This is a genomic window from Iodobacter violaceini (assembly GCF_011601265.1).
Lineage (GTDB): Bacteria > Pseudomonadota > Gammaproteobacteria > Burkholderiales > Chitinibacteraceae > Iodobacter > Iodobacter violaceini.
The window spans coordinates 154,025-169,143 of record NZ_JAAOLX010000009.1; the positions used below are offsets into that span (position 1 = coordinate 154,025).

Sequence of the window (15,119 nt, forward strand, 5' to 3'; positions counted from 1 at the left end):
ATAAAAAAAGGTGCAAGAAAAATCATTTTCTTTGCACCTTTTTTAAAACAAATGGCAAATAAGCCGTTTACATCCCCGCCTCTGCCAGCATTTCACGCGTCAGCAAGAATACAAAACCATCACCGCTTTCGGTATCCAGCCACACAAAAGGCAGCTCTGGGAAGCTGGCTTCCAGCTCATCGCGGTTGTGGCCGATTTCTACCACCAGCACGCCCAGCGGATTCAGGAAGCGAGTCGCTTCTTCCAGAATACGGCGGGTAATATCCAAACCATCTTCACCGCTGCCTAAGGCCATTTCTGGCTCGTGCAGGTATTCTGGTGGCAGCTCTTCTACAGAATGCGCGTCTACATAAGGCGGATTAGAAATAATCAGATCGTAGAGCTCGCCCTCCACTGCGCTGAATAAATCAGAATCCATCAGATCAATGCGCTCACCCAGGCTGTATTCCAGCACATTGATTTCGGCCACATCCAGCGCATCCGGCGATAAATCCAGCGCATCAATCGCCGCATCCGGGAAGGCATCGGCCATCACAATCGCAAGGCAACCCGAGCCGGTACACAGATCCATCGCACGGTGAATCAGCTCAGGGTATTCAATCCACGGTGTTAAGCCGCCTTCACGGATAATCTCGGCAATAAACGAGCGCGGTACGATGGTGCGCTCATCCACATAAAATTTATACTCGCCCAGCCACGCTTCCTTGGTTAAGTAAGCAGCTGGTTTGCGGGTTTCTACGCGCTCTTTTAATACCGCCAGCACTTGCGTTAATTCTTCTGGCAGTAATTTTGCGTCGTACATGGGCTCTAAGCGATCAAGCGGCAATTTCAGCGTGGCTAAAATCAGATAAGCCGCTTCATCCCATGCGTTGTCAGTACCATGGCCATAAAACAATTCGGCCGCGTTGAAACGGCTGACCGCAAAGCGATGTAAGTCGCGCACGGTGGTTAAGTATTGCGAAGCGTGATCAAACATTGCGCTATTCCGTCAGGTTTAAATATGGGCGTTAGTTTAACCGATTGGCGGACTTAGAGCCTGTTTCACTGTTGTCCGATGGTCGGTCAGGGTATGCAGCGGGCCTCGCTTCGTGTAAATTGGAACGTTGTTCTTATTTTTCGGAAAGAAACACGCATGACATTCGCATCGCTCGGGCTGGCTCCGGAAGTGCTCAAGGCAGTCGCCGAGCAAGGTTATGAACATCCGACGCTGATTCAAGCGCAGGCCATCCCTGTCATTCTGTCCGGACGCGACGTTCTCGGTGCAGCACAAACAGGCACCGGTAAAACAGCTGCGTTTACTTTACCGATACTCACCAAACTTGCTAAACACGCGAACACCAGCGCGTCTCCTGCCCGCCACCCCATCCGTGTATTGATTCTTACACCGACCCGCGAGCTGGCCGATCAGGTTTCTGAAAGCGTCACCACCTACAGCAAGCACATGCCGCTGCGCAGCCATGTGGTGTTTGGTGGCATGGATATTAAAGCTCAAATCCCAAAACTGCGGGAAGGCGTTGAAATCCTTGTCGCTACTCCTGGGCGTTTACTCGATCATATCCAGCAAAAATCGGTTAATTTATCGCAGGTTGAAATTCTGATCCTCGATGAAGCCGATCGTATGCTCGATATGGGTTTTATTCTGGATATCCGCAAGATTTTTGAGCTGTGCACTACGCGCAAGCAAACGCTGCTGTTTTCAGCAACCTTTGCGCCAGAAATCAAAAAGCTGGCTGAAGACTTTATGCACGACCCTGAAGTCATCGAAGTTGCGCGCCAGAATTCAGCCAATGAATCGGTGAAGCAAGAGCTGCACCCGGTAGAAAACAGCCGCAAAAAAGCCCTCGTTGCCCATCTGATCCGCACCCACAATATGGGGCAGGTTATTGTATTTTGCCGCACCAAAATTGGCGCAGAGCAATTGGGCCGCGAGCTGAAACGCGCAGGTTTTTCCGCCGAAGCCATTCATGGTGACCGCACACAGCAATCTCGCTTAGAAACGCTGGCTGCATTTAAAGACGGCACGCTTAAAGTATTGGTGGCCACCGATGTGGCCGCACGCGGGCTGGATATTAGCGAGCTGCCCTTTGTGATTAACTTTGAGCTGCCAACCAATCCGGAAGACTATGTTCACCGCATTGGCCGTACCGGCCGCGCAGGTGCCTCAGGGATTGCCATTTCTCTGGTGGCCCCGGAAGAAGAGAAAGCTTACCTTGGCATTCAAAAAATGCTCAAACGTGATCTGCCTCTGATTCCGGTTCCGGGCTTCTCGCCAGGCACTGTACCGCTCGAAACCGCTCCTCAGCCAGGCCGCGGACGCGACCGTATTCCTGCTGCACGCTCTGCTGCTGCACCTGTTGCAGCACTAACCCGCAATATGAATACGCCGCCAAACAGCCGTGCCCGCGCACAAAGCTACGACGAAATGCCGGATGCTCCACTGTCTAAGCTTAAGCGTGCACCGCAAATTGCCGCGCTCTTTTTGCCGCCAAAGTATCAGGTCACTAACTAAGCAAGCCATGAATGATTTTTCCCAACGCTGGACCACAAGACTGCATGAGGGCTTTCCTCTCTTAAAAGCCATGCAGGTTCAGCTATTGGGAGATCAATCCGGCTGGCAGCTTACTGCGCCCTACGGCCCCAATCAAAACGATCATCACAGCGCATTTGGCGGCAGCATCAGCACGCTGGCCACTATCGCTGGCTGGTTGTGGGTTTCAGAATTAGCAGGGCCCGGTGTGAATGTAGTCATTCAAACTGGCAACACCCATTTTTTAAGCCCCTTGCAGGCTGACCTGATCGCACACGTATGCCCGCCAGAAGCCAGCCAGACCGCACGTTTTTTGCATACACTGCAACGTAAAGGGCGCGCCAGAATGGCACTGGAAATCACCGTGGGCGATGCAGCGGGTCTGATTGCGGCGCGATTTAATGCTCAGTATGTAGCAGGCTGATGTTTCAGGCGCCTTGCGGGCAGAAAAAAATTAAAGTACATTGAGCCTTCCCCCATTCTTATTGCCAAAGTAATGATGATGCAAACTACCCCACTCATCCAGACAACAGCCCCGCTGCTGTGCCGGCACGTGGTATGCATCAATCTGCCTGGCAATAATAAACCGAAGAAACAGCTGTCCCTCTGACGGAGCAGCCTTCCCGTCAGACGACAGCCGACGGGAATCAGTAAATCAATCCACCTCATTTATTCCCTGAGCGCTTCAAGTCTGAAGGTTTGGCCTCCCATGGTTTCGCGCACAGGAGCAAGAATATGACCGGGTTTTCTGGTATTTGGGTCCCCATGGTGACCCCCTTTTTCAATGGGCAAGTTGATCTGGCCGCCGCCAGCCGCCTCGCAAAGCATTTAGAAGAGCAAGGCGCAGATGGGCTTATCGTCTGCGGCACCACGGGTGAATCCGCCACGCTTTCCCAAACTGAACAGCATCAGCTGCTCGCTGCTGTTATCCAGGCAGTCAGCAAGAATTACCCTGTAGCCTTTGGCATCAGCGGCAACAATACCGCAGAGGTGATTGAAGCTGCAGCAGCACTGAATGATATCCCTATTGCCGCACTGTTAGTTTCTGCCCCCTATTATGTAAGGCCATCCCAGTCAGGGATTTTGCAGCATTTTGAAGCCATTGCTGCCGCCAGCCGGCACCCTGTAATTATTTATAATATTCCCTACCGCACCGGCGTAGCCATAGAGCTGGCCACCATTAAAGCACTTAGTCTTAATCCACAATTTGCAGCCATTAAAGAAAGTGGCGGCGGACAAATAGAAGCTATTTATCAAATTATTAATGAAACCCCGCTTAAATTTCTAAGTGGTGAAGATCATCTTATTTTTATTACCAGCTGTATGGGTGGCCACGGTGCAATTGCTGCGGCCGCGCATATCCGGCCTGATTTGTATAAAAAGATGCTGCGCTATATCCAGGAAGGTAATTTAGCCGCAGCCAGAATAATTGATCTGCAATTACGCCCGCTGATTAAGCTGTTATTTTCCGAACCCAACCCTGCAGTAATTAAAGCAGCACTGGCCATGCAGGGCTTAATACATGACGAGCTCCGCTTACCGATGACGCCTGCGTCAGCAGAAACGAAATCAAAATTAAGCACGCTGCTCGCTGAAATCAGTGCCATTTAGCATCTGCATAAAAAAAGCACTTATTGTGTATAAGTGCTTTTTTCAACAGTTATTTCTGAGCGCCCCATTTTGCTTTAATTTGTTTTAACTTACCGTTATCAGCAACTATTTTATAGCCCTGCTCAAACTGGCTAAGCGCCCATAAGCCTTTGGGATGCTTAATACTAAAGCCAATAAATACATCTTGTTTGGTGCTTGGAAATATCGTTTCTACCTGGCCTGCCACGCCCGCGTTTTCTGCCCAATAACCAGGAATCTGTATTTCATTTGCCATGACCAGAGCAGCATCCAGGCTTTTGCCTGCCAATTGTTTTAAATTAATTTGCTCACTATTGCCCATCACAAAAATAATTCCTTTTTTAGGCAGCTGGCTGGCGCTTGGCGGATATTCATAGCCATTGACCACACCTATTTTTAAGCCAGGTTTGAGCTCTGCCTCGCTCTTTGCCGCAATAGGATTCGCTTTATTCTGAAAATAAACCGGTGTAACCGTATAAAGCGGCACGCTGGGGAATTTGACTTTTCCATTCAATGCCGGCTCCCATGCCATATTAAAACAAGCAATAGCGCGAGCCTCTAAAACCATATTTTTACAGCGCGCATAAGGCACAACTTTAAGCTTTGCTTCTATGCCAACTGCAGCATAAACAGCCACAATCAACTCATTGCTATAGCCTGTGCCATCTGCTTTAGAAAAAGGCTCTGCCGCATTTTCTACCATCAGCTCTACCACCGGCCCGGCAGAATAAGCGGATCCCATCAGCAGGCTGGCCAACGCCCCACAACACATTAAACGCATCACGCCACCCCGCGTATTATTCCAAATCTAAATTTAGTTACATTCTGAGGCTTAGCTTTATATCTGCAGGGATTGCCAGACAAGCGAAGCTGCAGTTTCCACCTTGCTTTCAGCAGTGAATGCCCTTTTTTAAAGTATATTTAGTTCTTAAATACTGAATTAAATAAAGAAAAATGCGCAATCTCATTGACATGCCATTTTATGGCATTAAGATACGCCCATTAGTAAATCAGGATTTAATGATATGCAATTAACCCGTATAGCACTGCTTCTGAATTTCGCTATCGCAGGCTATACGCAAGCCTCGGTGCTTGATTTGGGTGCAGCTCATGCATACAGCGGTTTTTTCTTTGCAGATGTCAATATGGCGGCTTACGCAGAAGGGCGTCTGGCAGTGGGCGGCAATTTAAATGCCGGATTTGACGTGGGCTATCGCAATGCTCACGACTCCTCTGCCCCCACTCTTGTGGTGGCAGGCAATGTATTGCTGAGCACGGCATGGGGCAAGGCAGGCATTATCTCGAATGGCCCGGTCAAAAACACAGATACAAACACGAGTATTGGCCTTAGCCCCGCCAGCTGGGTGAGCAGAGGGCCTAATCGCCCCAACGGGTTGCAAATGGGCGATGTGGTCTATGGTGGCCAGCTCAACGCAGCAAGCTGGCAATATTCAGCAGCGGTTCAGAATCCCTCATTCATTGATTTTTCTGAAGCAAAAACTCAGCTCACTGCCTTGTCAAAAAAATTAGCCCAGCTGCCCTCAATCGGGCAATGGCGTGCAATTGCCGAAGGCGTGGTGCTCAGTGGAAATGGCCAATCCGATTTACAAGTTTTTAACCTTGGCGATGCTGCTCTCACCAATGTTTACCTCAATAATATCAAGCCTGGCGCACATATCATCATCAACAGCACGCTGAGCAAAGTTGACTTTTCTGGCCATTATGGCGGAGAGCACGCAGATTCTGCTGACGCAATGGCAAAGCACCGCGATCGTATTATCTGGAATCTCAGCCATGCGCGGCAGATAAATATCAGTCGTTTTGTAAACGGCAGCGTGCTGGCCGTAAACGCCGATGTTATTGGCTCCGGCCATATAGAAGGCACACTGATTGCCAATTCGCTGAGCAATGGCAATTTAGAATTAGGCTACGAGCCATTTCAAGCAATGATCATGCCCTCGCCAATCCCAGAGCCAGAATGCTACGCACTGATAAGCTTTGGGCTGGCAAGCATCGTCATGGGGCTTCGCCGTAAAAAACAGAGCAAATACCTGGCTGAATTAACTTACAGAGCTCAAGTCAACACCCTTTCCGGATGCGTATAGACAGTAAAACGCTGCCCGCGCACAAAGCCCAGCAGGGTGATATCAGCCAGCCTTGCCTGTTCAACAGCCAGATGGCTGGGGGCCGATATCGCAGCGATAACAGGCATTTGGGCACGGGCTGCTTTTTGGATAAGATCGTAAGAGAGGCGTGAAGTCATCAGCAATACACCATCCGGCCTGTACCGCTTGCTGGCTAAATGGCCGATCAATTTATCTAAAGCATTATGGCGGCCCAGGTCTTCAAACACGGTTAACTGCCCTGCCGCCCACCAACCAGCGGCATGCACGCCGCCTGTTTGCTGGTTCATGGTTTGCAACTGACTCAAAGCCTGCATCCCGGCCAGAATAGCCTGCGGCTCAATTTGAAAATCGGATTCTATCGGTTGCGGTGCACGCATCACCTCAGCCAGCTGCTCACTGCCGCACAAGCCACAAGCAGTACGGCTTTGCAGATTACGGCGACGGCTGCGCAGCTTGGCGGCAAATTGATTGGGAATTTGCAAATGCGCCTCATAGCCATCGTGGCTGGCTCTGATTTCCACAGCCAGTATCTGGTAATAGGCATCCACAATGCCCTCGCTCAGGCTAAAGCCAATGGCCAGTTGCTCCAGATGAAGCGGGCTGCACAGCATCACCAGATAGGCCACGCCGTTGTAAACCAGAAGCAGCGGCACTTCTTCAGCCACCTGCTGCTCCAGCACTTGTAAGCCATCATCAGAATAAAAATGTGCTGTTACGGTTTGAATGCCCTCGCTCATGCTTGCAGATACACCACTAAGGCTTTGCTGGCCGGTGTCATCGCGTCAACAGCGTAATAATCCAGGGGCACCAGCGGATTGGTTTCCGGAAAATACGCCGCCAGACAGCCGCGCGGCGTATCAAAAGGCTGCAGGCGAAAATCATTCACCTGCCGCTCGCGGTCAAACCACACTGAAACGATATTCACATACTGATCGGCCTGTAAGCCCAGCTCAGCCATATCCTCAGCATTAATAAATAAAACTTTTCGCTCATTCTGAATGCCGCGATAGCGGTCATTTCTGCGGTACACCGTGGTGTTGTACTGATCATGGCTGCGGATGGTTGAAAGGAGCAGCAGCGGATGCGTGGTTAAGCCCTGCAGCTGATCACGAACAGGCGCTTGCAAGGCATGCACTTTAAAACGCGCCTTGCCCACCGCCCAGCGCCGCTCTCTTGCGGTATTGCCCAGATAAAAACCGCCAGGCACGCGTACCCGCTGATTAAAATCGGTAAAACCCGGAATCGCGATGGCGATTAAATCGCGGATCAAATCGTAATCCTGAATCAAGGCCATAAAATCTACCGGGCTATTATTCAGCGTGGCGGCCGCCATACGCGCCACGATTTCTGGCTCGGACAATAAATGCGGGGACGCTGGCGTTTTAACGCCCTGCGTCAGGTGCACCATACTCATCGAATCTTCAACCGTAATGCTTTGTGGCTGCTCATTTTGCAGATCGATTTCGGTGCGGCCAAGGCAGGGCAAAATCAGCGCATCCAGCCCCGGTAAAAGGTGCGATCGATTCAGCGTGGTGGTGATATGCACGGTCAGGTTTTGCTTACGCAATGCGGCATGCGTGCGCTCGGTATCCGGCGTGGCAGCGGCAAAGTTCCCCCCCATGGCGATAAACACCTTGCCCTTGCCTGACTCCATTGCAGCAATGCTTTCCACCACATTGCGCCCTTGCTGGGATGGCGGCGTAAAGCCACAAGCCTTGCCAAGCTGCTGCAAAAAGGCCGCACTGGGGCGCTCATTAATCCCCATCGTGCGATCGCCCTGCACATTGGAGTGCCCGCGCACCGGGCAAACTCCCGCACCGGGCTTGCCGATATTGCCTTTCACCAGCAGCACATTGCAGAGCATCTGGATAGTCGCCACCGCATGCTGATGCTGGGTAATGCCCATACCCCAGGTCATAATCGTGGCTTTGCTCCGGATATACACATCACCCAGCTGCTTTAATTCTGCCAGTGTTAAGCCGCTATGGCTGACCAGATCTTCCCAAGAAGTGGCGGTAATATCGGCCACCAGCCCGGCATAGCCTTCGGTATGCTCCGCAATAAAAGCCTGATCTGCCGCGCCTGCCTCCAGCACCGATTTAAGCAGCGCCTTAGCAATCGCCAGATCGCCGCCCAGCTGCGGCTGCACATACAGCGAAGCAATAGGGGAAGCAGAGTTGCGCAACATTTGCAGCGGATTTTGCGGATCCTGAAACGAGACTAAGCCGCGCTCTTTCAGCGGGTTAATCACCACAATCTGACAGCCCCGTTCTGCCGCTTCATGCAAAGTGCCCAACATGCGCGGATGATTTGTGCCGGGGTTTTGCCCAAAAATAAAAATCGCTTCGGCGTGATCAAAGTCTTCCAGCGTCACCGTGCCCTTACCCACGCCAATGCTGGCATTGAGCGCAAAGCCGCTGGGTTCGTGGCACATATTCGAGCAATCAGGCATATTATTCGTGCCATAAAGGCGCACAAATAATTGATATAAAAACGCCGTTTCATTACCGGTACGCCCTGAGGTATAAAAATGCGCCTCATCGGGTTTTATCTCTTTCAAATGCCTTGCAATCAGTTGAAACGCATCATCCCAGCTAACCGGCACATAGCGATCACTTGCCGCATCAAAGCGCATTGGCGCGGTCAGCCTGCCCTGCTGCTCCAGCGAATAATCATCCCATAGCTGCAAATCGCTGACGGTATACTCTGCAAAAAAATCAGCCTCAAGCCGCTTTGATGTAATCTCGTGGCCAATCGCCTTAGCTCCGTTCTCACAAAATTGCACACGGGTATTGGGTTTGTCCGGCCAGGCACAGCCCGGGCAATCGAAACCATCGGGCTGATTGGCGTTAGCTAAGGCAATTACGGATTTGCCCGCATGACCTGGCTCGATGGTAGCAAGCGTTGCTTTTAGCGCGCCCCAGCCGCCCGCTGGCGATGGATTTTTCTGCGACATTCTGGCTTTCCTAAGCTCAATTGCATATTGAGAGCAAAACACGGCTCCGGTGTGGATAGCGTGATTTGCACCGGCCCATCTCTTGTGTAATCTTACGTAAGCAATACACTTCAATCCACCTATCTTTAAGCCAATATTCACGTAAGTATTTAAACAGCAGCAAACCGCCTTCTTTGATTGTAACAATATGCTCAGCCTGAAATCACAAATCCTCTGTACCCGCTTCATTCAAATAACGGTGCCCGCCCGCAAAAGATGGCATTAGAATAGCGCCCACAAAAATGATTCTTAATCAGGTTAACAATATGAGTTTGGCTGCAAACTTCTTTCGCTGGCATCGATGGATAGGCTATCTGGTGGCATTTCAAGTTTTGGCATGGATGCTGGGCGGGCTGCTGTTTGCATGGCTGCCTTTTCAGGATTGGATTAAATGTGGCGAAGTGATGGAAAAACCACGCCAGCCACTGCCTGCAAATTGGGCGGCCCAGATCGGCCCCATGCCCACTGATAAAGGCGCTTTGCTCGGCGTACAAAGCATCGCCACCGCCACCGGCCCGGCACTTAAACTGCGTTTTGAAAAAGAGGAGCTGCTTTTGAGCGCAGCAGGCGGAGCAGTCACCGCAGCCAACGCCAGCAATATCAGTCAGTTTGCCCGCAGTATCTATAAGGGCGAAGGCAAATTAGCTGAAGTTATCAAAATCAAAGAAGCCCCCCGCCGCCTTGGCATGGTGCATGAGTTTTCTGCCCGCCAGAATGTATGGGTAGCACGGTTTGATGATGCCCTGCAAAGCCGTTTTTACTTTGACGGCCAGAGCGGCGAGCTATTAGCAGCACGCAATGAAGCATGGGTGATTTACGACTTTTTCTGGCGTTTACATGTGATGGATTACAGTGAGGGCGAGGATTTTAACAACAGCCTGTTGCGCGGCACCTCCATCGCCGCCATGGGGCTGACCATCACCGGCTTTGTACTGAGCTTTTTTGCGATCAGGCGGAGCTGGCGAAGGAGGAAAACATCAAAGACTTCAGTCCGGGTGTAGGCCACATAGCACAAAGCTAAAATCCAAATCTTGAACCACGGAGGACACAGAGAACACAAGGTATCACAGAGAAAACCAAAAAGTTTTCTCCGTGTCTTTTGTGTTTTTCGTGGACACACGTTTTTATCATCACTGGCTTACCTCCAAAACGGCAGAGACTTTAAAACTAAGCCAAGCAAAGCACACACCGCAATCACATGAATCACCGATATTTTATATCTGAACAAAGCCACGGCCGCAGCCAAAGCAATCAGTGCTGATAGCCAGTCAAACGCGCCAGCAAAGCCTTTAGGCCACAGCACGTGATAGCCAAAAAACAGCGCCAGATTTAATATCACCCCAACAACCGCAGCCGTAATAGCGGTGAGCGGCGCGGTGAATTTCAAATCGTTATGCGTTGCTTCCACCATAGGGCCACCGGCCAGAATAAAAATAAAGGAAGGTAAAAAAGTAAACCATGTGACCAGGGTGGCCGCAGCAGCGCCTGCCCAAAACAGGCTGTCCGGCCCGAATAATCCCTTGCTGTAGCCGCCAATAAATCCCACAAAAGCCACCACCATAATCAAGGGGCCAGGGGTCGTTTCACCCAGCGCCAAACCATCGATCATTTGCACCGGCATCAGCCAGCCATAATGATCCACCGCGCCCTGATACACATAGGGCAGCACCGCGTACGCTCCACCAAACGTCAGCAAGGCTGCCTTGCTAAAAAACCAGGCCATTTGCGTAAAGGTGCGATCCCAACCGTAGCTTGTCAGCAGCAGCCCCATAGGAATCAGCCAGAGCAGCAAGCCCGCCATGGCGATTTTGATGAAGCCTGCCCAGCTAAAACGTGCGTGTTCTGGCCTTGGCGTATCGTCATCAATCAACGCGGGGCCAAAAGATACATCAACCTTGCCGTGGCCACCGCCCATGCTGAATTGCTCAGGCGCCATACGCCCGCCGACATAGCCAGCTAAAGCTGCCGCAGCAACAATCACGGGGAAAGGCAGTTTTAAAACGAAAATGGCGACAAAAGACGCAGCGGCAATCGTCCACAGCATATTGTTTTTAAGCGCCCGAGAGCCGATACGATGCGCGGCTTGCAGCACAATCGCCGTAACCGCAGGCTTAATCCCATAAAACAATCCCGCCACCAAAGGCTGATTGCCAAAAATGATATAGGCCCAGGAAAGCGCAATCAGAATAAATAAAGAGGGCAAAACAAACAGCACACCCGCAGCGATGCCGCCACGGGTTTTGTGCATCAGCCAGCCTATATAAGTCGCCAACTGCTGCGCTTCGGGGCCGGGCAGCAGCATGCAGTAGTTCAGCGCATGCAGAAATCGCCGCTCAGAAATCCAGCGCCGCCGCTCTACCAGCTCCTGATGCATGATAGAAATCTGCCCCGCAGGCCCGCCAAAGCTAATCAAACCTAATTTCAGCCAGAATAAAAAAGCCTGCCAAAAGCTCACTGCTTGCGGTGCGACTTGGGGCGTTTCAAGCTGGGGCATACGATTCTCTGGAAGCAGGGGATTGAATGGGCAGTATTCTTATAAACGCATTTCTAAAACCGCCCTCGCCGTCATCTCGCTTTGGCTGGCAGTCGTTTGCTGGCGAACTCCGTTTTGATCTGCATAAAGAGATTCGGCGATATGGTCCTCAGCAAGAATATTGGCAAATGAAATACGCAATTGCATCGCCGGGCTGATTTTCCATAAACCATATACATCAAGCGTTCGCTTAGCGGGGTTGATTGCAGTCTGCGTATTAGAAAGCCGGGTTGTCGCCGCACTCTGAAAATTATAATTGCCACCTAAAGTCAGAAACTCACCTGGCAATTTATAATCCACGCCAAAATTAGCACTCACAGGCGTTTGCTGATCCAGGCGATTATCCGGCCCTGCTATTGATTCAACTTCCGACCAGTTGGCCGCCACATTGGCGCGAATATCTAAAGCAGGCGCATCAGGCCAATGCTGTTGTAAATTAAATTTGGCTTCTAATTCCAAACCACGCAAATTGGCACGGCCCTGATTAAAAGGTTGAGAAACCCACTGACCATTTATTTGCATGAGTGATGGCAATATCACATCATCAATTTGACGGGCATAAATGCTGGCACTGAGCACGCCGCCTTTTTCCAGGTAATGCTCAATGGCCAGATCAGCGCCCCAGGCTAATTCTGGGCGTAAATCCGGATTACCCTTAGTGTCGGGCGTGGTAGCACTATTATCATTAGCCACATTACGCCGTGGAATTAAATCGCGGGTATTGGGCGCTTTATAGGTACGGCTCAGCGCAAATCTCAGCTGATCTTTTTCAGCGAATTTCCATAGCGTTTGCAAAATAGGGCTAAGCACCGTGGAGCGATTAACCACGTCATCCAGAGTATTGCCCTCGCTTTGCGTAGCAATCCCTTCCCAGCGCATGCCCATATAGAGCGACCATTGCGGCAAGATCTCCCATTCATCCTGAGCAAATACAGCAAGGCGCTCTACCCTGGCGGTATATGAATCATCACGATAAATACTTGGCCTGCCATAGGCTTTTTCCTGCCTGAGCCTATCCTCGGCGCGCCAGTTATATTCGCCTTCCCAGCCGGTAACAAAAGAATGGCCCTCTATATAGCCATTTAAATATTTGCCACTCAGGCTAACGCCGTAATCACTGGCCAGCGAGTTGATATTGCGGCTGAGCGCAGGCAAAGCTTTTGTATCAAAACCTTCAAGCTGGCTATCTGATTCCCGCCGGTTATATGTGGCACCCAGCTTGAGATCAAGCTTGGCTCCGCTTGCAAGCTGGTGCAATACAGTCAGTTTGCTTCTGAATTGGCGGCTGTCTGAAATGCTGCGGGTAAAATCCTGAACCAAAGGGGGCTGCTCACCCAAGCCAGTCAGCCTTAGCTCTTCACCACCGCCTTCAGAATGCTGCAGGCGTAATAAACTCTCAAGATTAATGCTGTCACCATGGCCTAAATCCCACATCAGTCTTGGCGCAAGATTAAGCCTTTCGCTTTGCCCAAAGTCTCTTTTACTGGTCACTCGTGCCAGCCGCAGCTGGCCAGCCGCATTCAGCTCCTCTTGATCGACTTGGGATAAATCTACATTTTTGCTGCGGCCAATTCCACCAGAAATCGTATAGGAAAACTCACCATCACGATCTGAAAAAAGACCATCGATGCCAAAGCCAGGTTCGCCACCATCGCTGGAAGCCGCCAGCTTGATATCGCGGCGGGCCATATCCACTTTTCTTTTTAAAATGATATTAATCGAGCCTGCAATCGCCTGCGTGCTGGCATCCGCGGTGGCAGCACGGGCCACTTCGATACGCTCGATTAATTCAGGGGAAATAGAATCTAAAGAAAACCCGGGAGGGGCGCGCTCGCCATTGAGCATCACCTGCGTGTAGCCACTGCCAAGGCCACGCATCCGCACCTCGCCGCCCTTGCCCTGCACCCCGCGCACGCTAATTCCTGGCACGCGCTTTAAAACATCAACAAGGCTGCTATCACCATAACGCACGATATCCGCCTCTAAAATAACGGTTTTTGTCGCCGTTGAGCTGCGTCTGTCATCCGCATTTTTATGCCCAAGCACTTCAATGCGCTGCACTTTATTAGTTGAACTAACGAAATCAGGGGAATCGCCCAAGCGCTCTTCAGCTTTGGCATTCAATGCAATAAAACAAAGAATCAGAAAATGAATTGGGGCGCGAAGAGTCATGACTAAACAAGGAAGATACAATATCCGTACTATGCCATGACAATCTAAGTGACATTCTATTTATATCGCATATAAATAGATTAAATAATGCAATACAACAGATCAATTACATTCAAAGATGAATGATTTATGACTGATTGATTGCATTGATCCATTTTAACAATCCCACTTCTGCAGTCTCTTCCATACAAACCACACCATGCGCTTTGGCAGCGGCAGGAATATTCTTATCAATAAATATAATTTGCGGGGACTTTCCTGCTGATCGGATCATCGCAATCGGATTCACCACATTCAGGCTGGTACCTACAATAACAAAAGTATCCGTACTTTTTAAATCTTCAATCAGCCAGTGTAAAGCTTCATATTCCGGTGCCATTTCACCAAAAAATACAATGCCGGGCTTTACCATTGCACTGCCACAGGCCACACATTCACCCGGCTCAAATACATGATTTGCGATATCCCAATAGTGATAACACTGGGCACAAGACATCTGATCCACTCTGCCATGCAAATGTAATACGCCAGCCGTACCCGCTGCTTCATGTAATAAATCGATATTGGTGGTAATCACTTTAACAGGCTGTTGTTGCTGTAATTCTGCAATCGCTAAATAGCCAGCATGAGGTTTTGCCACAGCATATTGCAATTTACGCTCGTTATAAAACTGAAAAGTTAAATCACGAATATTCTGCTCTTTAATAAACCGTGGGAAATTACATACCTGATTAATATCATAATTCTCCCAAAGCCCGCCGGTATCCCTAAAAGTAGGCAACCCCGAATCCGCCGCCATTCCCGCACCGGTAAAAATATAAATCATCGCATTCGCTCCTGTCTGGCCTTAAATATCATGATATTAATCATACGCTCATGCTGCTATTACGATCGGCGGGTGTCCATTTTGGGTAGGTTTGAGGTAGGTTTTGTTGGTTGGGTCAGCGGCTTTATCGCGTAACCCAACAAGCCCCCCCACTGCCAGTTGCTGCTCCATTTCTTAGCTTTATCGCGCAAAGCAAAACCCCCGCCTCTTTCGAGTACGGGGGTCTTGTTTACTGCTTTAGGGTGTCTGGCAATGACCTACTTTCACACAGGTAATCTGCACTATCATCGGCGCTAAGGTGTTTCACTGTC

Annotated in this window: 12 protein-coding genes; 5 read left to right on the forward strand and 7 right to left on the reverse strand. The window is 50.3% G+C overall.

Annotated elements, in window-relative coordinates; translation table 11 throughout:
• Window positions 1-67: 67 nt before the first annotated feature.
• Complete coding sequence (gene prmB / locus HA050_RS17195; protein WP_166828864.1) at window positions 68-976, reverse strand: 50S ribosomal protein L3 N(5)-glutamine methyltransferase; 909 nt, start codon at window positions 974-976, stop codon at window positions 68-70.
• Window positions 977-1,132: 156 nt separating this feature from the next.
• Between prmB and HA050_RS17200 the strand changes: the two genes are divergently transcribed.
• The 3 genes from HA050_RS17200 to dapA all read left to right on the forward strand — a co-directional run bounded on the left by HA050_RS17200 (window position 1,133) and on the right by dapA (window position 4,138).
• Window positions 1,133-2,509, forward strand: coding sequence for a DEAD/DEAH box helicase (locus tag HA050_RS17200; RefSeq protein ID WP_166828867.1), 1,377 nt, complete (start codon window positions 1,133-1,135; stop codon window positions 2,507-2,509).
• 7 nt (window positions 2,510-2,516) lie between these two features.
• Window positions 2,517-2,951, forward strand: a complete 435-nt coding sequence (locus HA050_RS17205; RefSeq protein ID WP_166828869.1) for a YiiD C-terminal domain-containing protein — start codon at window positions 2,517-2,519, stop codon at window positions 2,949-2,951.
• Between the two features lie 311 nt (window positions 2,952-3,262).
• Window positions 3,263-4,138: a 4-hydroxy-tetrahydrodipicolinate synthase gene (gene dapA, locus HA050_RS17210; protein ID WP_166828871.1), complete on the forward strand. Its 876-nt coding sequence runs from the start codon at window positions 3,263-3,265 to the stop codon at window positions 4,136-4,138.
• A 49-nt stretch (window positions 4,139-4,187) separates the two neighbouring features.
• On the opposite strand, the gene HA050_RS17215 is transcribed toward dapA, so the two are convergent.
• Window positions 4,188-4,937: a substrate-binding periplasmic protein gene (locus tag HA050_RS17215; protein WP_166828874.1), complete on the reverse strand. Its 750-nt coding sequence runs from the start codon at window positions 4,935-4,937 to the stop codon at window positions 4,188-4,190.
• 244 nt (window positions 4,938-5,181) lie between these two features.
• Here HA050_RS17215 and HA050_RS17220 point away from each other — a divergent pair, with 244 nt between their 5' ends.
• On the forward strand, window positions 5,182-6,261 hold the full coding sequence (locus HA050_RS17220; protein ID WP_166828876.1) for a choice-of-anchor A family protein: 1,080 nt from the start codon (window positions 5,182-5,184) through the stop codon (window positions 6,259-6,261).
• Here the strand turns inward: HA050_RS17220 and fdhD are convergent.
• Window positions 6,231-7,019 (reverse strand): formate dehydrogenase accessory sulfurtransferase FdhD, encoded by a 789-nt coding sequence (gene fdhD / locus HA050_RS17225; RefSeq protein ID WP_166828879.1) that lies wholly within the window; start codon window positions 7,017-7,019, stop codon window positions 6,231-6,233. The two genes, HA050_RS17220 and fdhD, sit on opposite strands and share 31 nt — an antisense overlap.
• Complete coding sequence (locus HA050_RS17230; protein ID WP_166828881.1) at window positions 7,016-9,238, reverse strand: FdhF/YdeP family oxidoreductase; 2,223 nt, start codon at window positions 9,236-9,238, stop codon at window positions 7,016-7,018. The genes fdhD and HA050_RS17230 overlap by 4 nt, the downstream gene beginning before the upstream one ends.
• Window positions 9,239-9,543: 305 nt before the next feature.
• On the opposite strand from HA050_RS17230, the gene HA050_RS17235 reads away from it, so the two are divergent.
• Window positions 9,544-10,278, forward strand: a complete 735-nt coding sequence (locus tag HA050_RS17235; protein WP_166828884.1) for a PepSY domain-containing protein — start codon at window positions 9,544-9,546, stop codon at window positions 10,276-10,278.
• 137 nt (window positions 10,279-10,415) lie between these two features.
• On the opposite strand, the gene chrA is transcribed toward HA050_RS17235, so the two are convergent.
• The 3 genes from chrA to HA050_RS17250 all read right to left on the reverse strand — a co-directional run bounded on the left by chrA (window position 10,416) and on the right by HA050_RS17250 (window position 14,808).
• Window positions 10,416-11,771, reverse strand: a complete 1,356-nt coding sequence (gene chrA, locus HA050_RS17240; protein ID WP_166828886.1) for a chromate efflux transporter — start codon at window positions 11,769-11,771, stop codon at window positions 10,416-10,418.
• 39 nt (window positions 11,772-11,810) lie between these two features.
• A complete protein-coding gene (locus HA050_RS17245) occupies window positions 11,811-13,982 on the reverse strand; it encodes a TonB-dependent receptor plug domain-containing protein (RefSeq protein ID WP_166828889.1) in 2,172 nt (723 codons plus the stop codon).
• Window positions 13,983-14,109: 127 nt separating this feature from the next.
• Window positions 14,110-14,808 carry an SIR2 family NAD-dependent protein deacylase gene (locus tag HA050_RS17250; protein ID WP_166828890.1) on the reverse strand — a complete coding sequence of 233 codons (699 nt, stop codon included), beginning with the start codon at window positions 14,806-14,808 and terminating at the stop codon, window positions 14,110-14,112.
• Window positions 14,809-15,119 lie beyond the last annotated feature (311 nt).

Excerpts from the sequence above, each read along its gene's own strand:
- HA050_RS17230 (WP_166828881.1), bottom strand. The coding sequence starts at position 9,238 with ATGTCGCAGAAAAATCCATCGCCAGCGGGCGGCTGGGGCGCGCTAAAA.
- HA050_RS17245 (WP_166828889.1), bottom strand. The coding sequence starts at position 13,982 with ATGACTCTTCGCGCCCCAATTCATTTTCTGATTCTTTGTTTTATTGCA.
- HA050_RS17200 (WP_166828867.1), top strand. The coding sequence starts at position 1,133 with ATGACATTCGCATCGCTCGGGCTGGCTCCGGAAGTGCTCAAGGCAGTC.
- chrA (WP_166828886.1), bottom strand. The coding sequence starts at position 11,771 with ATGCCCCAGCTTGAAACGCCCCAAGTCGCACCGCAAGCAGTGAGCTTT.
- HA050_RS17235 (WP_166828884.1), top strand. The coding sequence starts at position 9,544 with ATGAGTTTGGCTGCAAACTTCTTTCGCTGGCATCGATGGATAGGCTAT.
- dapA (WP_166828871.1), top strand. The coding sequence starts at position 3,263 with ATGACCGGGTTTTCTGGTATTTGGGTCCCCATGGTGACCCCCTTTTTC.
- fdhD (WP_166828879.1), bottom strand. The coding sequence starts at position 7,019 with ATGAGCGAGGGCATTCAAACCGTAACAGCACATTTTTATTCTGATGAT.
- HA050_RS17205 (WP_166828869.1), top strand. The coding sequence starts at position 2,517 with ATGAATGATTTTTCCCAACGCTGGACCACAAGACTGCATGAGGGCTTT.
- prmB (WP_166828864.1), bottom strand. The coding sequence starts at position 976 with ATGTTTGATCACGCTTCGCAATACTTAACCACCGTGCGCGACTTACAT.
- HA050_RS17215 (WP_166828874.1), bottom strand. The coding sequence starts at position 4,937 with ATGCGTTTAATGTGTTGTGGGGCGTTGGCCAGCCTGCTGATGGGATCC.
- HA050_RS17250 (WP_166828890.1), bottom strand. The coding sequence starts at position 14,808 with ATGATTTATATTTTTACCGGTGCGGGAATGGCGGCGGATTCGGGGTTG.
- HA050_RS17220 (WP_166828876.1), top strand. The coding sequence starts at position 5,182 with ATGCAATTAACCCGTATAGCACTGCTTCTGAATTTCGCTATCGCAGGC.